We start from the raw sequence: 22,266 nt of genomic DNA on the forward strand, positions 1-22,266 counted from the left end.
TTATTATCGGGGGTATAACCAAATGGTTATGAACATGAACCATCTTCACATATTTGTAAAAGTCGGGGAGAAATTGAATATTACAGAAGCGGCAAAAGAATTGTTCATCTCTCAGCCAGCGGTTAGCAAAGCGATTAAAAATCTGGAAAGCTCGCTGCAGCTGAAATTATTGATCAGAGATAAACATCATGGTTTAATGCTGACTGACGTCGGAAAGGAAATTTTGCTGCTGGCGAGGCAAATGAAGGGGATTGAAAGCAAAATATATCAAGTAGCCAACCGGGAAAACAAGCTGTTAAGCGGGAAGGTGAAAATCGGTTCATTTCCTGCTGTTTCAACAAATATCATGCCGCAGGCGATTGCGGCATTCAGATCAAACTACCCGCTGATCCGCATAGAATTGGTCGAAGGGACCTCTGATCAAATCAAAGGATGGGTCGAGGATCGGACGGTTGATATTGGGGTCGCAGCATCTCCATTTGAACCGTTTGAACATCAACTATTGTGCAAAGACTATATGGTGGCTGTCATCCCGCCACAATATGACGAATTAAAACAGGAAAAGCATGTCGACCTCAAAACATATCAAGATAACCTTATTTTTTGCAAAGGCGGTCATGAAATTGCGATGTCAAACACGTTTCAGCAGCACCGCATTGAATTAAAGGAAAACTTAACTGTGCAAAATGCCGAAACCTTGATCAATATGGTTAAAAACAACTTGGGCATAGGCATTATTTCAAACTTTACACTGTCATCTGTCCCGCATCAATTGATCAAAAAAGACATCTTTCCGCGGATCACCCGCGATATTGGCGTTATCGCGCATTCATTTGATGAAATAACGCCGGCGGCGCAAGAGTTTATCAAGGTCTTGAAAGCAGACGTGATTTAAATCCGTACACAAAAAAACATAAGGCGATCAATCATAAGAAAAAAGCAACAATTCGAACGTTGCTTTTTCCCAGTAACTTATTGAAACTTTGGGCGCTAGGAGAGCTTCAACCTGAAAAAGTCTTGACCCTGCCATTCGCAGGACCAAGACTTTTTTAAAAAGGGTTTTAACAATTATAAAAATTGGCAGTTTCAGCCTTTGTGGGATTCTGTTCCTTTACTTGTTTTAACGTTGCAACTATAAGAAAGCTAACAATTACTAATAAGAGCCATGAACTCACCTTTCCTAGATGAACGAGACTCCATGCCTTGGTTTGGTTTGGGTATGTCCAAGCCCCGAAAAATGTTGCGATATTTTCGGCTATCCATATAAAAAATCCGATGAGCACAAAAGAAAGTGCAAGCGGCATACGGTAGTGAGTTCCATTCACCTCGTATATGACCCATGATTGCCAAAAGACAATGATGACAAGTCCAGATAACCACCAGCGAATGTCAATCGAATAATGGTGGGTGAAAAAATTCAAATAAATTGCAGCCGCAAGCGGTACAACTACAAAAAACGGCGGCCACTTAACCAGTTCAACATTAAGCCTTCTCCACGCCTGGCATAGATAACTGGCTACACTTGCGTACATGAAGCCGCTATATAAAGGCACCCCAAACATTTTGGAATATCCTTCTTCTGGATAAGACCAGGAGCCCATATGCACTTTGAAAAGTTCAAGAGCAAGTCCAATTAGGTGAAACAAGGTGATCACTTTTAATTCATCCCGTGTTTCAAGCCCGGAACGCACCATCCACCACTGCATGAGAACGCAGATGATGAGCAGCCAGTCATACCGCGGCAAGAAGGGGAGAGGGATGATTTGTGTAATAGCCAAAGAGGCAAAAATAACGACAGGAAACAAACATGAAAGGGCCTGTTCCCAACCAAAACGAACGAGTTGTTTTAGGGCTCTCATGATGTGTGCCTCCAAAGTTTTTTTCTGGATATATGTAAGGCACGCTTAGATGGACATTGGGTTACGTCCATAGGATCACCGCCAAATCACTTTATTTTTCTTTTGATGATAAATATTTTTTCTTTATGAATCCTGTGTGTTTTCTTCATTTCGGTATTCCAGAATATCTCCTGGCTGACATTCTAAAGCCTTACAAATCGCTTCTAAGGTTGATAATCGAATGGCCTTTGCTTTTCCGTTTTTCAATATAGAAAGATTAGCCATCGTTATGCCAACCCTCTCCGAAAGCTCTGTTACGCTCATTTTCCTTTTAGCAAGCATCACATCAATATTGATAATAATTGCCATGTTCATCACCTCAGACCGTTAAGTCATTTTCTGATTTTATATCAATCGCTTCTTTTAACAGTTTTTGAAGAACAGCAGCAAAGACTGCTATCACCATTGAAGCAAAAATAATGACCAATCCGATGACAATGATACCCGGGGCGTCGTCTATCTCGGCCATGAGATAAAAGAATGGCATGCCTGCCGCAAACAAGATACTGATAGTGACCGCACAGTATTTAATATTCTTTAAAGCTCTTACAGAAATTTTAGAGAAAGCTTTGTTCTTGTCGATATAGCTTAAAAGCTTAAACGCTTGATAAAGAGCAAAGTAAAAAGGTATCGCCGCTCCATACAAAAAGATGAAAACGAGATATTGTATATAAGCCATATTTGGAAATAATTCTGCTGTATAATTGGCTATCCTAGGCACCACAAAAATGCACAAAGCAAGAATCGGAATTCCAATTAGAATAACAGCAATCTTTAAAAAGAGTGTTGACACTCGATTCATAAAAAGCACCTCACTTATTTATTGTCAAATTGAATTTAACACACGATTTATCGTTTTACAATAAAAAAATATTGAAAAGGATTATTTTATTGTTGTTATAAAATGATCTTTTTATTTTAGACAGTCACAAAAAGGCATCCTCATGCGAGGGAGATGCTCTATCATTTTAAACTTGTTCAACGATTTAAACCGTGTGTTTCAGTGAGCTCGGGGAATTGATGTGAACACTTAAAGAAATAGCTCTCTATGAGGGTTTTTTTATTGCTTAAAAATAAGTTAAATCAGCATCTAAATATTCAAACAAACGATGGGAAGAAATACATCAAAGGATAAGCTGCTGTTCATACTAATGGTCGGGAGGTAAACCGACTTATGATACAAATTTGGATCACTGGCCTATTATTATTGGCTCAGCCGAGCGAACAGCCTGACAGCTTAACGATCACACAAGAGGGACGGACGATTGCCACTGTTAACCGTGAAAACTTTACGATGCCTCTTCCCGGTACGCCGCTGATTGACCATGAAAAGTACCGTAAGTTCATCTTGCAGCTCGATCAGCAAATTTACCGTGAGCCGATAAATGCTGCACTTAACGATCAGGGGAGCATCATCCCTGGCAGGGTTGGTTACAAACTGTATCAACAGGCATTTATGGAAAAGTTTTATGCTTATTTCTACGGCCAAGGTCCCTCCAAGGTAGAAGTACCTGAATTGAATATTTATCCGAAAGTTGACAGCGAATTGCTGGCTCACATCAGTACGCAGAAGCTCGGTCAGTACGTAACTTATTTTAATTCGAGCAATGAAAGCCGTTCCCACAATATTTCACTTTCTGCTAAAGCAATTGACAACCATGTTGTTTTCCCTAATGAGACGTTTTCATTTAATCAAGTTGTTGGAATGAGAACACGGGACAAAGGCTATAAGAGTGCGCCCATTATCGTTAAAGGTGAGTTGTCTGAAGGCGTGGGCGGAGGAATTTGTCAGGTATCATCAACACTATTTAATGCTGTTGATCGTGCGGGGCTGCGAATTGTTCAGCGCTATTCTCATACAAGAAGCGTGCCATATGTTCCTCCTGGACGTGATGCTACAGTAAGCTGGGGAGGTCCAGACTTTCTCTTTCAAAACCAATATAATCAACCAATACTCATTCGGGCAAAACGGCATGGGGGGAGTATGGTTGTTACACTCTACTCTTCTGATGTGATCAATAACAAACTGCGAAAAGTTCCTAAAGCACCATCTCAGATACCGAAAGAAATAAATGACGAGCGGTAAGGCACATACTCTTAGATGGTTAAGAGCTTGTAAACTGCTCAACATCATGTTTAAGACACACTTTTATTGAAAAGCGAATGAAAAAGAAAGAAGGGATAAAAAAAGTGAAAAGGGTATTATTTTCCTTATGTGTTTTAATATTTGGATTTACCTTTGTTCAATCAAAAGCGCAAGCCCTGACTTTTACGGTGTTGCCCATTACACAAAAAACAGACCAGTGGTCAGTAAAAGTAAGTGAAGCAAAGAATGTAAAGGAATTTGCAAGACCTCAAAACGGGGAATATAAAGTATATTCCTTGGAAGTCAAAAACATAGGGGTAAAAGCAGCTACAGTTGATGTGCAACTGTATAGAAATGACCCTGATTCAATCACAAGGTTTTCACTTTTTGGTTGTCCTGATGAAAATTGTATAAAACAAAAAGAAGATTCTAAAACGTTAGCTGACAGTTTAAACGATGGTTCGCCGCTGAGGTTCAAGCATTTTATGCTGGCAGATAAGGCTTCTGAATTAGAAGTTAATATTATTTGGACACAAAAGGGGATAGAAGGACGCCACTTAAAACAAACCTTTAAATTCACTGAAGATGGCGTTAATTAGGCTTTAGAGCGGCATATTTCCAGAAAGGAAAGGGGAGAGTAAAACAAAAATGATAGGAGGGCTTTGATGATTAGATCCATTACTTTGCCAGAGGAAAAAACGAAAATAACAGTTGGAAAACCAATCAAAGATGAGTCAAACGTCAAAGTTACTGCGATTTATGACTATAGAGAAGAACCAGAGGAAGCGTTTTGGATACACTTATCCGATGGAAGTGAAATGTTTGTCGATGATCACAAAGTCTTGATTGAATACGAATAAAGAAAGGTATCGAAATGACCAAGCAGCTGGATCATTTCCTGCAGCTTAAAATTACAAAGAAAAAGACAGTTACACCTTTGAAAAACATGCAACGCAGTTAAACCTGAAAGCCGTCAATTTCAAAATTTTCTATGTCAAGATTTAGATTTTTCAATTGTTTCAACAAAACTTCAAATTTTAGGCAATCACCGTTTTTATATTCTTCAGGAATATCTTCAGGATGAGCAATTTTCATACCAGACTCAATCCATTGTTTACGATACAATTGAAATGCAGCCTCGATTAAATGATCCGGAGTTACAATAAAGCCTAATCTGACATCATGATCCTCACTGTAGCCAAACTCAAAATCACAGCATGGGCAAATATCAAACGTTTTTTGATACTTGCCTTTATATAAAGGATTTTGACTTAATCCTTTATATCCGCAAATTAAACATGAATATAATTTTTCTCTCAAATTAATCCCTCTTTTATCTGTTAATAAGTCATGATAACATTTTACCGCTTTGTGGTTCTCTTGATAAGAATTAATGGGTCTAATTATACTTATTCGCCTTAGGTGTAGGGAGTTTGGAGTGATAAAAAACAAAAAGCCCACTCTCATAAGGTGGGCTATATTCATTGATCTTTTCCTTAACCTCCGACCGGCCTTTCAGCAACTTGGATGCTAGATGGTGAATCTGTACTCAATTGCGTTAAAGCTACTCCACTTAATATCACAGTTAAAATAGACACGCAAAGCACTAGTTTTTTCATAAGATTCCCTCCACCTGATTCATTTTCTGTTCAGCCCAAAATAAAGGTTGTATAAGATGCTGATTTTGGCTTCGTATATGTTATTCTCCATTGATATGAGTCTTTCCTGTGCTTTATTGTAAAAATGAATGGCTTTCGCTTTTTCGTCAATTTTAAATTGTTCTTTAATCATCATGAATATTGAATGGATATAATAAATTGAATCTGCCCAAGATTCCTCTGCTAAAGCCCTTTCAAGAGACTTAATACACTCATTGGATTTGTTCCAGTCAGAATAAACGATACTGAGATTGTGATATAACTGTGCTTTCAAAAATTCATCTTTTACTTCCTTAGCAATGTTTATTGCCTCCAGATAATATTCTTCTGACTCTTCAAATCGTCTAATATCAGCATAATTTGCTGCTGCAATCATTAATGATACAGCCAGTTTGCACTTGTAATCAGGGTATCGCTTATATATAGTGATGGCATTTTTTATATAGTGTTGTGATACAACACTTTGTTTAACGAGAGTGTAAAGGTAGGAGACTTTGGAGTAAAATTCTGCTGCTTCGATCTCATCTGGAATTTCTGCAAGTTTTTTCTCTGCTAATCCGTATAAATTAATAGCTCGATCGTAATTTTTGTTATACGCTTCGTACATGGCTTCAAATAAATAAAAATTGTATTCCAATTTGTCGTTGGTTTTCTTAATAAAGGCTTGATTGTCTTCAGTAAAGTAAGTGTGCTTTTGTAATGGTTCTCCTCGTGATGAGTGTAACAACATCTTATGTCTTTCTTCTAATAAACTGTAATATGCAAGAACCTCCTGATCTTCTTCCATATCATCAAATTGTTTTTTTATTTCTGAGTAATACTTGATTGATTCATTAACCTTCTGTTTCTTTATAGCAATGTACCAATCATTAAGCGCAGTAGCAACAACTTCTGAAGCAATCTTGCTCATCTAAACCCCTCTTTCTCAAAATTCGAAAATATCTCATCAAGATATTACCACAATCATAGGGAATTTTGTTAAAGAATGTAATCGTTTTGGAAGGTAATTGACTCAATGAAATAAAAAATGCATGTAAGAGCATGTTATAAGATTTAGTTTTGTTCCTGTAGCGCTTTCATTTAAGTTCTTATCAGTAACATTTTAACCCCATTTTCCTACTAAGTATGAGGGCAGCGGAAAAAGCGGACTGTGGGTTTCTAACCTTGAAAAATCAGACAAGACGTCAATTGGATCTAATTACTTTTTAAATTTGTATTGGCAGGGGAGTAAGAAAGACGAAAAGAGGACTGTTGTTGAAAAAATCACCTTGTTCATAGATGGGAAAAAGTATGATGACAGAGAAGATTATGCTTTATCAGAGTATACAGGCGAAGAAATGCCAGGTGGAGGACACATGGAAGACCATATCGCTACCTTTGATTTTATGCCTGAAGATGAAGTGATAGGACATGATGTATTAGTTAAAGTGGAGTGGAAGACAGACGAGAAAAAACAAACAGAAGAAATCAAATTACATAAGAAGCCATGGTATAAAAGATAACGGTGATGATGGCCACTTTTTTATTTGCGGATCTCTAGGCACAGCAATATGAGCCCCTGCATAGGCTGAAATAAAAAACTTGTTGAGGTGTTTACTGTTGGAAAAGCAGCCAATCAATCATGAAGACAGAAACGTGCCGCAGCCTATTCGAAGTGATGGAGCCGGAGCTATTGATGCGGGACCTCGTAATATGATGCGAGATATTCAAAATCCAAATATACTTGTTCCGCCTGTTACAGACGAAGGTATGATTCCTAATTTGAGATTTTCATTCTCAGATGCACCGATGAAATTAGATCACGGCGGCTGGTCACGTGAAATCACCGTTAGGCAGCTTCCGATTTCGACCGCAATTGCAGGAGTAAATATGAGCTTAACTGCGGGAGGCGTACGTGAACTTCATTGGCATAAACAAGCGGAATGGGCTTATATGCTTTTGGGACAGGCCCGTATCACCGCAGTTGACCAAGAGGGGCGAAATTTCATTGCTGATGTTGGTCCAGGCGATCTTTGGTACTTTCCCGCAGGAATTCCGCATTCCATTCAAGGATTAGAACATTGCGAATTTCTGCTCGTCTTCGATGATGGAAACTTTTCTGAGTTTTCAACGTTAACCATTTCAGATTGGCTTGCACACACGCCAAAAGATGTTCTGTCTGCAAATTTTGGTGTCCCAGAGAATGCTTTTCACTCTCTTCCTTCAGAACAAGTCTATATTTATCAAGGAAATGTGCCGGGATCAGTCGCCAGTGAAGACATTCAGTCACCTTACGGAAAAGTCCCCTTGACTTTCAAATACGAGTTATTAAATCAAACCCCCATTCAAACGCCTGGGGGAAGCGTACGAATTGTGGACTCTTCTAACTTCCCGATTTCAAAAAACATAGCGGCAGCACTTGTTCAGATTGAGCCTGGCGCGATGAGAGAGCTTCATTGGCATCCCTATAGCGATGAATGGCAGTATTATCTGACAGGACAGGGACGCATGACAGTATTTATCGGGAATGGGACTGCGCGCACATTTGATTATAGAGCAGGCGACGTTGGATACGTGCCTTCCAATGCTGGACATTATATACAAAACACTGGTACAGAAACGTTATGGTTTTTAGAAATGTTCAAAAGTGACCGCTATGCAGACGTGTCACTCAATCAGTGGATGGCATTAACGCCTAAAGAATTAGTGCAAGGCAACTTGAAGGCTGGATCAGTGATGCTCGATTCTCTGCGTAAGAAGAAAGTGCCTGTTGTGAAATATCCCAGCACGTAAAGAAGTTAACCGATCACACAACGGATTTCACTATTGTTACGTTAAAAGCTGCAGTAGGGGTGAATGTTCATTAGAATACGATACACTGATATTAAATCCCTATGTAAGATACGTTATATAGGGTTTTTCTGCTTGCATAGTATTGTTGTGAACTTTAAAATGTTTATGTGGAAATGATAACCATTATCTAATTGACTACGGAGGCGAGAATGAAAGCACTCACGATATTATCCAGTATTACTGCTCTTGGAATTTCAATCTTTGGACAATTACTAGGAGTGCTAGATGATTCTTACGCTGTTGGAAATGCCTGGTTTGCAGGTGTTTTAGCTGGATTGATTACACTTCTTATTTTAATTGACAGTCAAGTGATGACCAAAAGCTACATAGTAAGTTTAAGTACAATTTTAGGCATTCTGGGAGTAGGATTTTTATATGTCCCAGCTGCAATAATCAACATTTTCATAGGTATTAAATTGGATAAGAAAAAGAAAGAAGAAGGCCGAAGATAAAAAATCCCTTAACTATTTCTTAGGAGGGAAAGTGTATGGATTTACCCACATGGGCTTATATCATATTTACAATCATAGGTGCTGCAGGCTTCATAAGTTTAATGTGGTTCAGTTATTTTTCTGACAAAGCTGATCAATAAAGCGATTTTCTGCAAGGATTAAGTTTAAATAAGCAATGTAAACCCTGTTGTAAAGGAGTTTACATTGCTTATTTATTTACGGTTTACATAATAATATTATTTTTCAGTAATGAAATTATCAATCGTATTAACAACTAAATGATCTGTGTACTAAATATTCATTAAAACTGGAATAGATCGGCACTAAGGACTAAAGCTTATTTACAAAATCTTATGATATAGAAATTCAATCATTACATACGATTCTGTGCAACAAGAAGCTCAGGTGAATTATTTTTAGGTGAGTTCACTAATGATGAAACCTGATATGCTTCCATGTCACCAGCATCATAAGGCACAAGTAAGCTTTGCAGATAATCAGGATTTGTATGTTGAGGATTCAGCCACTCTTTTTGATGATCATGAGTCAATATAACAGGCATTCGGTCGTGTATATCTTTCATGAGTTCATTAGGCTTAGTTGTTATGATTGTGCAGGTGTAAAGAGAGGTCCCTTGGTTTGTTTTCCACTTTTCATATAAGCCGGCAAACGAAAAAAGAGCAGATGATTTCAGCTTGATCCGCATCGGAATTTTGGTTTTGGGATCAAGCCGTTTCCATTCATAAAAACTGTCGGCTGGAATGATGCAGCGTTTGCTGACAAGCGGTTTTCGAAAGGCCGGTTTCTCGGGTAATGTTTCAGCTCGTGCGTTGATCATTTTATAGCCGATCTTTTCATCTTTTGCCCAGGGAGGAATAAGACCCCATCTAATCATGCCTAGGCGATTATTTGATCCATCATTGATGATTGCCAGGATGCTTTGTGATGGAGCGACATTATAGCTTGGATGGTATTCGTCTTTAGGTAAAAATTGATCGATGTCAAAGTGGTCAATAATATCTTCAAATGCAGAGAATAAAGTAAACCTGCCGCACATGTCCATCATCCTTTTTGGGGTTTTTGAATATTGTACAGGCTGGATAGATGAAAATCAAAAAGGCGAAATGCACTGCAAGCTAACGGTTGAAGGTAGAAGCAATAAGGGCGGAAAAAATGTTCAATGATAAAAAAGGACAGGCCAGTACCGATTATGTTTATTGATTTTAAGATTTTGTAAACGTGATTGAATAGAGGTTCCACTATTTGTATAATGACTTTGCAGCTTAGACTTTACATAACGAATGCGATAAGGAGGAAAGTGAAATGAAGAACATTGTGTGTGCTGTGTTGATGTCATTTTTCGCTTTTATCAGCTTAGTTCCAACAGTTGATGCTGCTGTCATTGATCATGACAAAGTAGTAGGATTCACTGAAGTTGCCCCAACTACTGTTTCTCAAAAAGCCGCAAAACGGTTCCAGTCGTATTTGAAGGTTTATAGCGGCTGTGTGCCCTTTCCGGCAGTAGACGCACAAGGCAATACGAGTGGCGGGTTACAGCCGACTGGAGCGCCTGAAGGGGGTTGCAGCAAACATACCGGACAAATTTATTCACGTTCAACTTGGTATAATGGCGTGTGGGCCATCATGTATTCTTGGTATTTTCCGAAGGATGAGGCTTCTCCAAGTTTGGGTCATAGACATGACTGGGAAGGCATCGTAGTTTGGGTTGACAATCCTGCTAATCAAAATCCACAAGTTTTATCAATTGCATACTCTGGACACGGAAAATTTACAAATGTTCAACCGAATGAAAGCAATATGAAGGATACACATCCATTAATTGCTTACGACAGCACATGGCCCTTAAACCATGAATTACATATTAGTGATCATGCAGCAGGGGGCACTCAACCATTAATCGGGTGGGAAGACTTAACTCCGGCAGCGAGAAATTCTTTAAATATAACAGATTTCGGTAAAGCAAATGTTCCTTTTAATGATCCCAATTTCAAGAATCATGTAGTGAAGGCATGGTTTAGATAATTAATTCAGCATTTTCATTACAAGATGTGTGAATTGACCCTAAAGACTTATTTATCAAAGTTTATATTGATCAAAGCCTCAAATTCCAATATATTGAAATAAAAAGGCTTGGGGGAATCTAAGTGAAAAAGTTCTTCACGTTAATCTTAGCTTTGTTTTTTATGACAATCAGTGCAGGGAATGCTTCAGCAGCTATTGTAAAAAATGAGGAAAAAGTAAGCTTTACGATGACAGAAAATCAAAAAGAGTTCATGATGTCCGATGATTCAAATCCAAATAGGCTTCCGTCTCAGTTCGGCTACAGATTCACAATTTTTGATGCGGAAGGATGCACAATTCATGCTAGACTATTTCGCCTTTCTTTATCAGGAAATGAAATCACGCTAAGTCGGCAACCATTTCGATTTCAGCGCAACTGATCAAGCAGAAGCGATGCCGTACAAGAATCATTATTTAGAGTTAACGAAAGATCAGGACTGTGGAGAAGTGAAAGTTAAAGGCTTATATGGTTATCAGTTTGATGAGTTGTACGAATATTAATAAAAGATTGAACGTTAAGGCCGGTCTAATACTTGGCCTTTTTTTACGTGTCTAAAGATAAGATGAAAAGGACATTGATTGAAATGTTTTTTACGAGTAGAAAAGCATGCCCGGCATAATCATCCCTCTGATATGGCAATTGGGGTGGGGAGCAAGTTCGGACGAATGATTTTAAATAAGAGCAAACCTAAGCAGTTTACATGATGTAGAGAAAAATTGATTTGTTAAAATAAATAATAGTCACGTTAACTCATTGCGAAAGGGGAATATTTATGTCCAAGACGGCGATAGTTACAGGTTCTGCAGGCGGATTAGGGAGAGGCATCGCAGAAAGACTATGTAAAGATGGTTTTCGTGTAGTGCTGCATGATATCAATGAAGCATTGCTAAATGAAACGGTTTCAGATTTTAAAGAGAAACACTTTCAGGTGATTGGTGTGAAAGGTGATGTATCAAAACGTGATGACCAATTCAATTTGGTTAAAGAAACAGTAGATCAGTTTGGCCGTTTAGATGTTTTTGTAAACAATGCGGGGATTGAAGCTGTTTCTCCATTTTTGGAAATCACAGAAGAACAACTGAATAGATTATTTCAGGTTAATGTGAATGGAGTTGTCTTTGGCACTCAAGCAGCCGCTGACCAGTTAATCAAACAAGAAACAAAGGGCAAAATCATTAACGCATGCAGTATAGCGGGTCACGAGTCATTTGTAATGCTGGGCACATATTCAGCGACGAAGCATGCGGTGAAGTCTTTTACACATTCAGCTGCTAAAGAGTTGGCGAAGTATAACATAACAGTGAATGCATATTGTCCCGGAATCGCAAAAACAAAAATGTGGGACAGAATTGATGAAGAAATGGTGAAACATAGTGATGATTTGCAGCCAGGAGAAGCTTTTGAAAAATTTTCTTCGGAAATAGCCCTTAAAAGATATCAAACACCTGAGGACGTTGCTAATTTGGTATCATTCTTAGCTTCAGATGCTTCAGATTACATTACAGGTCAAGCCATATTAACTGATGGCGGTCTCGTTTATAGATGATAAAAATCAATATATTGAAACTTTATAATATGAATTCTTTTTACTTGTATCAAACTGGTATAATAAAAATCGTTGAGAAGTTATCGTGAAAAAGTCATAAAGAGGAGCAAAAGGAATTGTTTCAGTACCTTCATCCAATCTGATGGAGGGAACAAGACCGCTTAAAAATAGCCTATAAGTAAAAAAGAGGCTCGGCGTTTTTTTACGCAGGCCTCTTTTGTGTCAGTAGCCAAATACCAGTGTTGTACTTTGTGATCCGGCGTATTTCGTGACAAATTCTTTTGTATACTGCGGCGTTTGGACACGGTAGCTGTAATTAGATCCGGGATTCCAGGAAGTCAGCGGAGAGGTTTGCTTGTTGAGAGACGGATAGCTGCCTGTATCCTTGAAATAACCAGTGCCCTTGTCATCAAGGATCCCGCCTTTTTCACTGCCTTTTCCAAAGTAATTATATTCGGAATATATTTTTGCTTTTGTGGCAATCGTAATGGCCTGGTTAAAGTTGTTGCTGTAATTGTTTTTAACATGAAAGTATCCGTATCTCATAAGACCCGGGCCTCTTACATACAGGTTCTCAAAATAATTGTTGGCGATTGTCATGTGGGGATAGCCGTCATATTGATGCTGCGAATCATCTGGGTATCCTAAAATCAAACCGTATTTATGATTCGCGAATTTTGAGTTGCTGATCGTGATATAATCTGCTGATTTTCCGATATACAGGAGCTTGTCCAAATCACTTCCGCTTGTACTATAGCTGTGGCCTGAGAATGTGACGTGGTCAATCCAATAGTTGATGCCGGAATCTAAATAAAGCTGGATATCATTATTTCCATTAATCTGCGGACTGTGTTCAAAAGTCAGATTTTGAAAAATGACGTTTCCAGAGGCAGATGAAGTTGTTAAATAAATATTTTTTAGCGTTTTTTTCGCGTATGAGCCTACGAGTGTTTTATTTGAACCAATGGTGACTGTTGTTTTCGAAGATGCGGAAAGATCATTTTGAAGCACTAAAATTTTAGGAGTTGATCCTCCTAGATGGGTTTTTAAATCATTTACGCTTTGAATGTAAACAATCTGACCGTTTTTTCCGCCCGTTGTGCTCGCTTTAGAAATGCCTTTTTCATTTTTAGCATTTCCCGCAAATCCTAAAAGGCCATTCGTTGAGGTATTTGGAAAATCGACGGCGCCTAACGCTTTTCCAGGCAAAAGAACCAATAACAAACTGAACATGGCCAACCATAAACAAAATCGTTTCATCATAATATGCTCCCTTTCAATTTTAATAAATTTCCTCGCGGGGATTATTATTACAGTTAATGGAAAGGAATAATAGGTTCTATCTTCCTAATTAAAGCCGGGTTTTTTAAAATATACGATCGCGTTTTAAAGACACACTTTCAATTGAAATAAGAAAGGATTGATACACCGTTGACTGCAGCAGCTTATCGAAACACCTTGCTTTCACTTTTATGTTTAACAGCTGGAATCGTGGATGTAATCGGGTATTTAAGCTTGGGACATGTGTTCACAGCTAATATGACGGGAAACATTGTATTATTGGGGTTGGCTATCGGCAAATCCCTTCAGGTCACTGTTTTTAATTCTTTGACTGCGCTAATCGGATTTATATGCGGCGTGATTATTTCAACACTGATGGTCGGAAAGGCAGAAAATACCCTTTGGCCTTCTGCTGTGACAAAAGCGCTTGCACTTGAAGCATTCATTTTATTTGTTTTTGCTTGTCTTTCTTTTTATTCGTCTTATGTTCCTGTATACATCCTCATTATTCTCTTGAGCATTTCGATGGGGGTTCAAACAATAGCAGCCAAAAAGCTGGGGATCGCAGGTATTTCTTCAACTGTGTTGACCGGAACATTGGCTTCTCTGTTAGAGGATTTGTCCGGCCGTTTGTTTTTTAAAAAGCAGAAGAAGACATTTTTAAGAGATGCTGTGTTAAGAGCGCTGGCCATTATCTTATATTGTGTAGGGGCTATTATTGTGGCTTTAGCTGAGCCTGATTTTTATTACATCATCATTTGGGTTCCGATCGTGCTGATATTTGGCATCATGATGACAGCTAAGTTAAAACTGAGCGGGGAAAAATAATTTTTCCTGCTTGGCTGTTGTCAGGCCAAAAACTCGTTTAATTTCGGTTATTGCTATAAGAATATAGCTCAATAAAAACAAGTCACTCGGCTGATGAGCATACTCGTTCATTCGTATTGATTTTTTCATCAAACATTTCCTTGGATATATGTATGATAGTGAATCTGTCATAAAATATCTATGAATCTATTTCCTCTTTCAAACCAGATGGATTGAGTATTACAATGATAATGATTCTCATTTGAAGTCTGGATTGAGGAGGACAGGTATGAAAAAGAAAATAAGTGCAGTTGTTGGCATGGTTTTGTTGATGATCCTTTGTTTTTCCCCGCAAGCTTCGGCAGCATTTGATGACCTGCATGAAGGCTATGCAACGTATACAGGGTCAGGTTATTCAGGAGGAGCTTTCCTGCTGGATCCCATTCCTTCTGATATGGAGATTACTGCAATAAATCCGGCAGATCTCAATTACGGAGGAGTAAAAGCAGCACTTGCAGGTTCTTATTTGGAAGTTCAAGGTCCAAAAGGAAAAACAATTGTCTACGTTACCGATCTATACCCTGAAGGCGCTCGGGGAGCGCTCGATCTGTCACCTAATGCCTTTCGTAAAATCGGCAATATCAAAGACGGAAAAATCAATATTAAATGGCGTGTTGTCAAAGCCCCAATCACGGGCAATTTCACGTATCGGATCAAAGAAGGCAGCAGCAGGTGGTGGGCTGCAATCCAAGTCAGAAATCACAAGTATCCTGTTATGAAAATGGAATATAATAAAGACGGAAAGTGGATCAACATGGAGAAAATGGACTATAACCATTTTGTCAGCACTAATTTAGGGACAGGCTCTCTCACAGTCAGAATCACTGACATCCGCGGAAAAGTTGTGAAAGACACGATTCCGAAGCTGCCTGAAAGCGGAACGTCCAATGCATATACAGTGCCGGGGCATGTACAGTTTCCTGAATGAAAAATACCAAACAGCGGACCTTTTCCCGCTGTTTTTTTTAGTATGAATAGATATCAATCATCAACATCCGCATGTAAAAACGCTTTAATCATGTTCACTTGCTGCTGCTTTGGATAACTTGTATACAGTCTGCTTGAAATCCGAATAGGATCTCCGAAAAAGTATCTTTCGTAGTGAGTTTCCCTTGTTCCGAATGAGCTCATTGTTAAATCCCAAGCCAAGCGGAAAATTTTCACACGTTCTTCAGCGTTTGTATTGGTTGCTTGGAGGTATTGATCAAGATCTTCCCGTATCTCTGAGTCAAACGCATTTTCTGTCGGCAGCGTCACCATTCCGCTAGCGCCAATTAACTGAATGATTTCAGTGAATCGAGGATATAGAGTAGGAATGATCGTACTGATGACTTGAAGAGGAATCAAACTGGGACGCATATAGCCGAATTCATCTAACTGAGCGTCATTTTCTGATTTCTCAATGAGTGCTTTGATGGTTTCCAACCCCACAATGATTTCAGAGAGTTTTTGTTGTATATGCTGATATTCAGAAACATTAATAGTGTCGACAAGAAGCTGTGCAACTCCTAATAGAAATTCAACCTTTATCATTTGCCTAATGACGACCTGATGAAAGGTAAAGGCATGAAAGGAGCTTTTTGTCATAAAATCTTTAGCTACTTCAACATTATCATAAAAAAACACACGATTCCATGGCACTAGTACCTGATCAAAAACAACGATTGAATCCATTTCTTCATACCTTGAGCTTAAGGGATGATTAAAGGATGATTCGCTTAATACAAATGATTCTCTTGTGATGAATTTAACGCCTTTTGTATTAGATGGAATTGAAAAAGCAAAGGCTTCATCTGTTTCAAAGAAAAATTTAGGTGCCGAAAAAACCAGGATTTCATCCGTTAACCCGCCTTGGGTTGCAAGCAGACGCGCGCCTTGTATAATTAATCCTTTTTCGGTCCTATCCATAACTTTAGCAGATATTGGTTTTTCACTGGAGCCAAAATAGGACTGTGACCGGTTCACTTGGGGAGTAATGAATGTATGGGTAAAGGAAAGATCGTGTTTAGCAGCTTGTTTATACATGTCTAGTATATGTTCTGGAAAGCAATTTTCTTTATCTCTTAAAAGCTCTGCTGAGGATGCAAAGCTCATCATGACCGTATTCATATAATCCGGACTTCTCCCCATCATTCCGTGAGTATGTCTAGCCCAATGTTCAATCATGTTCCTTCTTTTTCTCAAATCACTCTTGGTTTTAGGCTGAAGATATGAGAGACCGATTGGGTCATGTTCTCCAGGAAGGCAATAAGTCATTTCATTCATTAACTCATCCTTCGTTTGCAAATCATAAAGCGAGCTTTTGGTTTTGATTATTCCTTTAAATGCAGGATGATCAGAAATGTTACCCTCAATTTTTTTGCCATCATACCATATTTCGTTTTGTAGTTTATTTAATCGGTCAATGAATTCTTTTCCATTGATGATCCCCATATGACGTTTCGCTCCTTCACATCATGTTGCGTATTGTCATTATATTTTCGAAAGAACAGCCTGTTCAGCCAATTTGAGATAAGAAAAGCCTTTTTTAGTATGCCTTAATTAGAAAAAGCGAAAAAGAGAAATTCAAATACTACGCAGACAAGTCAGCAAATTAAAGAATTGGCTTATTTACCGAGTAAGACATCACTATAAAATTTTATAAAACATGTCGATATTATTGTCATGGGCGTAAGCGAATTGCATGCCAACGCTTGAACATTATTATGTCAATCATTACATCGTGCAGAAAGGGAAAACGACACATGAAAGTGAAAACAAAATTGCTGGGGATTATATCAATATTAGTTGTTTCAATGATTGGAATTGGAGGCTCCTCTGTTTTTATGATTTCTTCTACTGTAAAAAAGAATGAAGAACTTAAAGACAAAATGGAATTCCAAAAAGAGATGAAGCAGATCCAATATCGATTGACCGGGTTATCAAATGATGAAAGAGGCTTCCTGATCACCGGAGACAAAGAATATGACGAGGGAATGAAGGAAAAAGCAGAAGATGTCTTAAAGAGCCTTGATCGGATCAATGGCTTGATTGATGAAGAGAAATATCAATCAAATATTGAAGACATTAAAACAAGTTTCACTCAGTATAGAGCTTTAAATCAGCAGATATTAACAGCCTACTCTTCAGATCCTAAAAAAGCAGAAACCATCCATTTTGGAGAAGAAAGAACGTTAAGAAAAGACGTTGTAGATCCGGCTGTCGATAAACTGACAGATCGCCTGGATCAAGAGGTGGAGGATCTAAAAGGCGAAATACGCGACAATGGGAAAATGAGTCAATGGTTCATCATCATTGTCACAGGGATATCAGCAATGGCAGGCATTGTTTTAAGCTTATTGCTGTTAAAGTCCATTATGGTTCCATTGAGAAGTATGAATAAGCAGCTGGAGGAAATTGCTCACGGAGAGGCTGATTTAACCAAAAAAGTCATTGTTAAAAATAAAGACGAATTTGGTCAGCTTGCTCAATCTTTCAATTCTTTTACCCAATCATTAACTCAAATTGTGAAGCAGATCAGCAGCTCATCTGAACAAGTCGCCGCATCTTCCGAAGAATTATCAGCAAACGCGGAAGAATCGAAATCAACTTCTGAACAAATTTCCGGGGCAATGCAGATGGCTGCCGACAGCAATGTGAAGCAAAGCTCAATGACTGAAAAGAGTGCGGAATCCATTACTGAATTATTAGACAGTATATCATCTGTTGCTTCAAATACAGGTAACATAGCGGATCTTTCTTCTTCGATGAGAGACAAGGCTGAAATAGGGTCTAAATCCGTCAACAAAATGTTAGATCAGATGAAATTCATTGATACATCTGTAGATTCAGCCGGCAATGGATTGCAGGCATTGGTAGAGAGCACAGCTGAGATTAGCGATATTTCTTCACTGATCACAAATATTTCCGAGCAGACAAATTTATTAGCTCTGAATGCAGCGATCGAGGCGGCCAGAGCCGGAGAGCAAGGAAAAGGATTTGCTGTGGTGGCAGAAGAAGTTCGGAAATTAGCTGATGAAACGAATAAATCTGCAAACCACATCCAATCGGTGGTAACAACTATCCAAAATGAATCCATTGAAACGGTGAATAACATCAAGATTGTTCAAGAAAATGTGAGCTCAGGTATTGTTCTTTCTCAAGAGACAACAGGAAATTTCAATGAAATACTGAACCTGGTGGAACAGGTCACTTCTCAAATACAAGAAGTGGCAGCGGCAACACAGCAGCTTACATCAGGCGTTGAAGTCATTCAGCATACAGTTCATACATTGGCCGCTGGTACAAAAGAAACATCAGCAAATACAGAAGCGGTTGCAAAATCTTCACAGGAGCAGCTTAATTCAATGGAGGAAATCTCCTATGCTGCAGAATCTCTATCCCAATTGGCGGAAGAACTTCAAACCGTCATTAATCGTTTTAAATATTAATTAAGTTACATTACTTTTAAACCCCATCTTATTCGGTGGGGTTTTAGTCTTCCTTAATATCTGCTGGTTAGGAGATGTTAGCATTGATTCGGGAACAGTCATTTTTACTGTGTTTGTTCCTAAGAACGGAACTAACTTGTTTCTTTCAAGTTAGCCCCGTTTGAATGACTAGTCCAAATTTTGATCGATCGTTCCTTCAAAATAGTCATCGCTGACTTGTTCATGAGTTTCAGCCAATCCTTTTTCCAATTGCGTAGTTCCTTTATAATCCGAGGCGTCGAAATATTTTCCAGCTACATCCGTGGTGTCATTTATGTTTTCTTTATTATGAGTTTGAGTATCAGGGTTTACATTCTCTGTCTTACCACTTTCATTTAAAGATTGCTGAAAATCATATTCCTTGTCTATTGAAGAAAATCTTTTGTAGTCATCCGGTCTGTCTGCTCCATTTTTTTGAGTCACTTTTCTCACTCCAGATTATTGAATTTAACAGTGTCATATGGGATTAAGCAAAAACTTATTTCGTTCTTTTAGGATCGGAACCGTGTTTTTTAGGATCATCTGCTTTAAAAGCTGTTTCAGTCTCATGGTCATTTCTTATTTGTTCAATACTTGAATTTTGAATGCCTTTCTTACTCATTGGTTTCACCCCTTTACGAAAAGTGTTGAAATATCAACTCTTCTTATTCTGTCTGTTGGGCAGGTATTCATTCGCTTTTTTTCGTTCTCTTCCCATTTAGGCAAGAGAGTAAGTTTCATGTCAGTCATATTATTTAATATGGGTAAAGGTATTTTTGAAACCTATTGTTAGCCCACTGCGTATATCAGGATGCTTTATAAAGCTGGAAAAACACTGTACAAAACATTTGAAAAAGAGGAAAATCAAATAAATGTGCTTTTCAACCAATATGTTATCCCATTAAAAGAAAGCGCTTTATTCAATAATTTAAAAATAGAGGTGTTGGGGATGAGTATTCACATTGCTGGTGCGCCTTGCTGCTAGGGGGTAGACGATCCGAAAAATCCGTTTCTTCCCCCATGGGAGAGAGTGCTGCAGGAAGCATCACAAGCTGGTTATAAAGGGATCGAGTTGGGTCCATACGGTTATATTCCGATGGATATCGAGCGGGTTCAAGCTGAGCTTTCTAAAAACAATTTGTCCATTATTGCCGGTACCATTTTCGATGATTTAGTCACAGCGTCTCATTTAGAAAACTTGCTGCAGCAAGCAGACGATATATGTTCTCTTATGACAAAACTCCCTTTCTCTTTTCAGGAAAAGGACGGCCACTTTACACCGCCTTATTTGGTCCTGATTGACTGGGGGCATGACGAAAGAGATTACAAGGCGGGGCACCCTGACCAAGCGAAACGGTTATCTAAAAAGGATTGGAACCGTATGATGTCTCATATTCAGACAATTGCGGAACGGGCTTGGAAGCGATATGGCGTGCGGGCCGTCATCCATCCTCATGCAGGGGGCTATATTGAGTTTGAGGATGAAATTCAGCAATTATTAAAGGATATCCCATACGACATTGCGGGTCTTTGTCTTGATACAGGGCATTTGTATTATTCAAAGATGGATCCGGAACAATGGCTCAGAGAATGTGCGGACCGTATCGACTATATCCATTTTAAAGACATTGATGAAAGTGTATATCAGCAGGTGATGGGGGAGCATATCCGCTTTTTTGATGCTTGCGCAAAAGGAGTCATGTGTCCGATCGGCCAAGGAATCATTAACTATGATTCCATTCATAAATTGCTGAAAGACATTCATTATCACGGCTACATTACCATCGAACAGGAACGTGATCCGAGAAACTCTGATACTAGTTTAAGAGATGTCAGTCAAAGCATTGCTTATTTAAAAAGTGTTGGTTACGAGTGATAGGGAACCAGAATGATTAATGGCGAAAAAAAGGGTGGAAAGACCGATACGCTGGGCAATGGTAGGAGGCGGCCGGGGAAGTCAAATTGGATACATTCATCGCTTCAGCGGCATTGCGTGATCATGACTTCCAATTGGTTGCAGGCGCATTTGATATCATTCCGGTACGTCGGAAAGAGTTCGGTATAAATTTGCATGTTTCTCCGGAACGCTGCTATTCAGATTTTCGGAACATAATTGAAGAAGCGAAACGTGAAGATGGTATTGAGGCTGTGTCAGTCGCAACTCCCAATGCCACTCATTATGAAATCTGTAAAGCAGCTTTGAGTACCGGATTGCATGTCGTATGTGAAAACCTCTCTTTTACGATCGAAGAAGCAAAAGAACTAGAATAGAAGGTCTTGCAAAGAAAAACACGGGTTGTCGGCATTGCATATGGCTATTCAGGGCATTAAATGGGAGAACAGGCCCGCCAGCTGATCGCAAATGGGGATTAGGTGAAAATCGCATGATTCATATGCAATTTTGCACACGGATTTCACTCTGATCAGGTGGAATTACATAACCCGAGCACGAAATGCGAAATTTGCAGGTTCTAGTTATGTACTGGGGGATTTAGGCACTCATCCATTATTTTTATCTGAAGTAATGCTGCCGGAAAAAACTATTGTGTGCGAAACAAAGCTTTATGAAAGGCAGAGCGCCTCTAGAGGACAATGCTTATACAATCATAGGATATGATAATGGCGCGGTCGGCACGGTGTGTCTTCTTGTGTAAATGCCGGATCTATGCATGGCCAAAAAATTCGTGTGATTGGTTCCAAAGCCAGTATTGAATGGTGGGATGAACAGCCTAACCAGCTGCGTTTGCAAATACAGGGAAAACCGGCACAGATTTTAGAGCGCGGAATGGGATATTTATACTCAGAAGCATTACAAGGTGGCGGCCATCCTGTGTTTGAAGCGTGGTTAAATCTTTATTCACGGTTGCTGTAGCAATGGAGGCTGCTGATCGCGGGAAAGAATTGAGTCACATGTGGTATTCAGCTATTGAAGCGGGAGTGGAAGGTGTCCGTTGGGTGGAAAACTGTGTTTGATCCGCAGATAAAGGCGCGGTTTGAGGGATTATCAATAACATGTTGAAAGTGCTTCGAAAGCATACGTTATCAATCAGCAGGTACTGATGTGGAAAGGGCATATTGAGCCGTTTGAGGAAAGAACATTGATTGTGGCTTGAGC

General features: G+C 39.0%; 23 protein-coding genes and 4 pseudogenes. 16 read left to right on the plus strand and 11 right to left on the minus strand.

Annotated elements, in window-relative coordinates; translation table 11 throughout:
• The first annotated feature begins 22 nt into the window (after window positions 1-22).
• On the plus strand, window positions 23-895 hold the full coding sequence (locus CVV77_RS02670) for a LysR family transcriptional regulator (protein WP_100274571.1): 873 nt from the start codon (window positions 23-25) through the stop codon (window positions 893-895).
• 166 nt (window positions 896-1,061) lie between these two features.
• Here the strand turns inward: CVV77_RS02670 and CVV77_RS02675 are convergent, their stop codons facing one another.
• The 3 genes and pseudogenes from CVV77_RS02675 to CVV77_RS02685 all read right to left on the minus strand — a co-directional run bounded on the left by CVV77_RS02675 (window position 1,062) and on the right by CVV77_RS02685 (window position 2,700).
• Window positions 1,062-1,859, minus strand: a complete 798-nt coding sequence (locus CVV77_RS02675) for a DUF817 domain-containing protein (RefSeq protein WP_084994394.1) — start codon at window positions 1,857-1,859, stop codon at window positions 1,062-1,064.
• Window positions 1,860-1,950: 91 nt separating this feature from the next.
• Window positions 1,951-2,207 (minus strand): annotated as a pseudogene (locus CVV77_RS02680) (helix-turn-helix domain-containing protein).
• A gap of 10 nt (window positions 2,208-2,217) precedes the next feature.
• The gene (locus CVV77_RS02685; RefSeq protein WP_100274572.1) at window positions 2,218-2,700 is read right to left on the minus strand and encodes a DUF2975 domain-containing protein; all 483 of its coding nucleotides are present in this window, start codon (window positions 2,698-2,700) and stop codon (window positions 2,218-2,220) included.
• A gap of 372 nt (window positions 2,701-3,072) precedes the next feature.
• On the opposite strand from CVV77_RS02685, the gene CVV77_RS02690 reads away from it, so the two are divergent.
• The 3 genes from CVV77_RS02690 to CVV77_RS22115 all read left to right on the plus strand — a co-directional run bounded on the left by CVV77_RS02690 (window position 3,073) and on the right by CVV77_RS22115 (window position 4,844).
• Window positions 3,073-3,984, plus strand: a complete 912-nt coding sequence (locus CVV77_RS02690; protein ID WP_100274573.1) for a VanW family protein — start codon at window positions 3,073-3,075, stop codon at window positions 3,982-3,984.
• 104 nt (window positions 3,985-4,088) lie between these two features.
• The gene (locus CVV77_RS02695) at window positions 4,089-4,583 is read left to right on the plus strand and encodes a hypothetical protein (protein ID WP_100274574.1); all 495 of its coding nucleotides are present in this window, start codon (window positions 4,089-4,091) and stop codon (window positions 4,581-4,583) included.
• 66 nt (window positions 4,584-4,649) lie between these two features.
• A complete protein-coding gene (locus tag CVV77_RS22115) occupies window positions 4,650-4,844 on the plus strand; it encodes a hypothetical protein (RefSeq protein ID WP_084994401.1) in 195 nt (64 codons plus the stop codon).
• 97 nt (window positions 4,845-4,941) lie between these two features.
• Here the strand turns inward: CVV77_RS22115 and CVV77_RS02700 are convergent, their stop codons facing one another.
• The 3 genes and pseudogenes from CVV77_RS02700 to CVV77_RS02710 all read right to left on the minus strand — a co-directional run.
• Entirely contained in the window at window positions 4,942-5,304 is a 363-nt protein-coding gene (locus CVV77_RS02700) for a hypothetical protein (protein ID WP_100274575.1), read from the minus strand.
• A 176-nt stretch (window positions 5,305-5,480) separates the two neighbouring features.
• On the minus strand, window positions 5,481-5,603 hold the full coding sequence (gene phrK, locus CVV77_RS02705) for a phosphatase RapK inhibitor PhrK (protein WP_019258603.1): 123 nt from the start codon (window positions 5,601-5,603) through the stop codon (window positions 5,481-5,483).
• 34 nt (window positions 5,604-5,637) lie between these two features.
• Window positions 5,638-6,552, minus strand: a pseudogene (locus CVV77_RS02710) (response regulator aspartate phosphatase); the annotation flags it as partial.
• Window positions 6,553-6,763: 211 nt separating this feature from the next.
• Between CVV77_RS02710 and CVV77_RS02715 the strand changes: the two are divergent.
• The 3 genes and pseudogenes from CVV77_RS02715 to CVV77_RS02725 form a co-directional block, all read left to right on the plus strand.
• Window positions 6,764-7,144: pseudogene (locus tag CVV77_RS02715) on the plus strand (DUF4944 domain-containing protein); the annotation flags it as partial.
• 82 nt (window positions 7,145-7,226) lie between these two features.
• The gene (gene oxdD, locus CVV77_RS02720) at window positions 7,227-8,414 is read left to right on the plus strand and encodes an oxalate decarboxylase (RefSeq protein ID WP_100275130.1); all 1,188 of its coding nucleotides are present in this window, start codon (window positions 7,227-7,229) and stop codon (window positions 8,412-8,414) included.
• Window positions 8,415-8,623: 209 nt separating this feature from the next.
• Complete coding sequence (locus CVV77_RS02725; RefSeq protein WP_019258600.1) at window positions 8,624-8,926, plus strand: hypothetical protein; 303 nt, start codon at window positions 8,624-8,626, stop codon at window positions 8,924-8,926.
• A gap of 373 nt (window positions 8,927-9,299) precedes the next feature.
• Here CVV77_RS02725 and CVV77_RS02730 read toward each other — a convergent pair whose 3' ends face one another.
• Window positions 9,300-9,983, minus strand: a complete 684-nt coding sequence (locus tag CVV77_RS02730) for an SOS response-associated peptidase (protein WP_100274576.1) — start codon at window positions 9,981-9,983, stop codon at window positions 9,300-9,302.
• Window positions 9,984-10,249: 266 nt separating this feature from the next.
• Between CVV77_RS02730 and CVV77_RS02735 the strand changes: the two genes are divergently transcribed.
• The 3 genes and pseudogenes from CVV77_RS02735 to CVV77_RS02745 all read left to right on the plus strand — a co-directional run bounded on the left by CVV77_RS02735 (window position 10,250) and on the right by CVV77_RS02745 (window position 12,555).
• Complete coding sequence (locus CVV77_RS02735; RefSeq protein ID WP_100274577.1) at window positions 10,250-10,969, plus strand: NPP1 family protein; 720 nt, start codon at window positions 10,250-10,252, stop codon at window positions 10,967-10,969.
• 161 nt (window positions 10,970-11,130) lie between these two features.
• A pseudogene (locus tag CVV77_RS02740) lies at window positions 11,131-11,509 on the plus strand (hypothetical protein).
• Window positions 11,510-11,781: 272 nt separating this feature from the next.
• On the plus strand, window positions 11,782-12,555 hold the full coding sequence (locus CVV77_RS02745) for an acetoin reductase (protein ID WP_100274578.1): 774 nt from the start codon (window positions 11,782-11,784) through the stop codon (window positions 12,553-12,555).
• A 222-nt stretch (window positions 12,556-12,777) separates the two neighbouring features.
• On the opposite strand, the gene CVV77_RS02750 is transcribed toward CVV77_RS02745, so the two are convergent.
• Complete coding sequence (locus CVV77_RS02750) at window positions 12,778-13,815, minus strand: polysaccharide lyase family 1 protein (RefSeq protein WP_100275131.1); 1,038 nt, start codon at window positions 13,813-13,815, stop codon at window positions 12,778-12,780.
• 171 nt (window positions 13,816-13,986) lie between these two features.
• Here CVV77_RS02750 and CVV77_RS02755 point away from each other — a divergent pair, with 171 nt between their 5' ends.
• Together CVV77_RS02755 and exlX are read left to right on the plus strand one after the other, a co-directional pair.
• Window positions 13,987-14,664 (plus strand): YoaK family protein, encoded by a 678-nt coding sequence (locus CVV77_RS02755; RefSeq protein WP_100274579.1) that lies wholly within the window; start codon window positions 13,987-13,989, stop codon window positions 14,662-14,664.
• 268 nt (window positions 14,665-14,932) lie between these two features.
• Complete coding sequence (gene exlX, locus CVV77_RS02760) at window positions 14,933-15,631, plus strand: expansin ExlX (protein WP_060398757.1); 699 nt, start codon at window positions 14,933-14,935, stop codon at window positions 15,629-15,631.
• A gap of 53 nt (window positions 15,632-15,684) precedes the next feature.
• On the opposite strand, the gene hpaB is transcribed toward exlX, so the two are convergent.
• The gene (gene hpaB / locus CVV77_RS02765) at window positions 15,685-17,136 is read right to left on the minus strand and encodes a 4-hydroxyphenylacetate 3-monooxygenase, oxygenase component (RefSeq protein WP_100274580.1); all 1,452 of its coding nucleotides are present in this window, start codon (window positions 17,134-17,136) and stop codon (window positions 15,685-15,687) included.
• Window positions 17,137-17,447: 311 nt separating this feature from the next.
• On the opposite strand from hpaB, the gene CVV77_RS02770 reads away from it, so the two are divergent.
• Window positions 17,448-19,133 (plus strand): methyl-accepting chemotaxis protein, encoded by a 1,686-nt coding sequence (locus tag CVV77_RS02770; RefSeq protein ID WP_100274581.1) that lies wholly within the window; start codon window positions 17,448-17,450, stop codon window positions 19,131-19,133.
• Window positions 19,134-19,301: 168 nt separating this feature from the next.
• Here CVV77_RS02770 and CVV77_RS02775 read toward each other — a convergent pair whose 3' ends face one another.
• Complete coding sequence (locus tag CVV77_RS02775; RefSeq protein WP_100274582.1) at window positions 19,302-19,595, minus strand: YozQ family protein; 294 nt, start codon at window positions 19,593-19,595, stop codon at window positions 19,302-19,304.
• A 55-nt stretch (window positions 19,596-19,650) separates the two neighbouring features.
• A complete protein-coding gene (locus CVV77_RS02780; RefSeq protein ID WP_003241887.1) occupies window positions 19,651-19,773 on the minus strand; it encodes a hypothetical protein in 123 nt (40 codons plus the stop codon).
• 408 nt (window positions 19,774-20,181) lie between these two features.
• On the opposite strand from CVV77_RS02780, the gene CVV77_RS02785 reads away from it, so the two are divergent.
• From CVV77_RS02785 to CVV77_RS22565, 3 genes are all read left to right on the plus strand, one after another.
• Complete coding sequence (locus CVV77_RS02785) at window positions 20,182-21,027, plus strand: sugar phosphate isomerase/epimerase family protein (RefSeq protein WP_250622068.1); 846 nt, start codon at window positions 20,182-20,184, stop codon at window positions 21,025-21,027.
• 86 nt (window positions 21,028-21,113) lie between these two features.
• On the plus strand, window positions 21,114-21,422 hold the full coding sequence (locus CVV77_RS22560) for a Gfo/Idh/MocA family oxidoreductase (RefSeq protein WP_309300180.1): 309 nt from the start codon (window positions 21,114-21,116) through the stop codon (window positions 21,420-21,422).
• A 367-nt stretch (window positions 21,423-21,789) separates the two neighbouring features.
• Window positions 21,790-22,023, plus strand: a complete 234-nt coding sequence (locus tag CVV77_RS22565) for a hypothetical protein (RefSeq protein WP_309300181.1) — start codon at window positions 21,790-21,792, stop codon at window positions 22,021-22,023.
• The last annotated feature ends 243 nt before the right edge of the window (window positions 22,024-22,266 follow it).

This window comes from Bacillus sp. SN1 (genome assembly GCF_002796895.1).
In the GTDB taxonomy this organism is placed as follows: Bacteria; Bacillota; Bacilli; order Bacillales; family Bacillaceae; genus Bacillus; species Bacillus inaquosorum.

What these genes read in the sequence shown, in the direction of transcription:
- CVV77_RS02745 (WP_100274578.1), top strand. Translation starts at nt 11,782, where the DNA reads ATGTCCAAGACGGCGATAGTTACAGGTTCTGCAGGCGGATTAGGGAGA.
- CVV77_RS02735 (WP_100274577.1), top strand. Translation starts at nt 10,250, where the DNA reads ATGAAGAACATTGTGTGTGCTGTGTTGATGTCATTTTTCGCTTTTATC.
- hpaB (WP_100274580.1), bottom strand. Translation starts at nt 17,136, where the DNA reads ATGGGGATCATCAATGGAAAAGAATTCATTGACCGATTAAATAAACTA.
- CVV77_RS02675 (WP_084994394.1), bottom strand. Translation starts at nt 1,859, where the DNA reads ATGAGAGCCCTAAAACAACTCGTTCGTTTTGGTTGGGAACAGGCCCTT.
- CVV77_RS02750 (WP_100275131.1), bottom strand. Translation starts at nt 13,815, where the DNA reads ATGAAACGATTTTGTTTATGGTTGGCCATGTTCAGTTTGTTATTGGTT.
- CVV77_RS02685 (WP_100274572.1), bottom strand. Translation starts at nt 2,700, where the DNA reads ATGAATCGAGTGTCAACACTCTTTTTAAAGATTGCTGTTATTCTAATT.
- CVV77_RS02670 (WP_100274571.1), top strand. Translation starts at nt 23, where the DNA reads ATGGTTATGAACATGAACCATCTTCACATATTTGTAAAAGTCGGGGAG.
- CVV77_RS02690 (WP_100274573.1), top strand. Translation starts at nt 3,073, where the DNA reads ATGATACAAATTTGGATCACTGGCCTATTATTATTGGCTCAGCCGAGC.
- exlX (WP_060398757.1), top strand. Translation starts at nt 14,933, where the DNA reads ATGAAAAAGAAAATAAGTGCAGTTGTTGGCATGGTTTTGTTGATGATC.
- CVV77_RS02730 (WP_100274576.1), bottom strand. Translation starts at nt 9,983, where the DNA reads ATGTGCGGCAGGTTTACTTTATTCTCTGCATTTGAAGATATTATTGAC.
- CVV77_RS02725 (WP_019258600.1), top strand. Translation starts at nt 8,624, where the DNA reads ATGAAAGCACTCACGATATTATCCAGTATTACTGCTCTTGGAATTTCA.
- CVV77_RS02780 (WP_003241887.1), bottom strand. Translation starts at nt 19,773, where the DNA reads ATGAGTAAGAAAGGCATTCAAAATTCAAGTATTGAACAAATAAGAAAT.
- phrK (WP_019258603.1), bottom strand. Translation starts at nt 5,603, where the DNA reads ATGAAAAAACTAGTGCTTTGCGTGTCTATTTTAACTGTGATATTAAGT.
- CVV77_RS02770 (WP_100274581.1), top strand. Translation starts at nt 17,448, where the DNA reads ATGAAAGTGAAAACAAAATTGCTGGGGATTATATCAATATTAGTTGTT.
- CVV77_RS22115 (WP_084994401.1), top strand. Translation starts at nt 4,650, where the DNA reads ATGATTAGATCCATTACTTTGCCAGAGGAAAAAACGAAAATAACAGTT.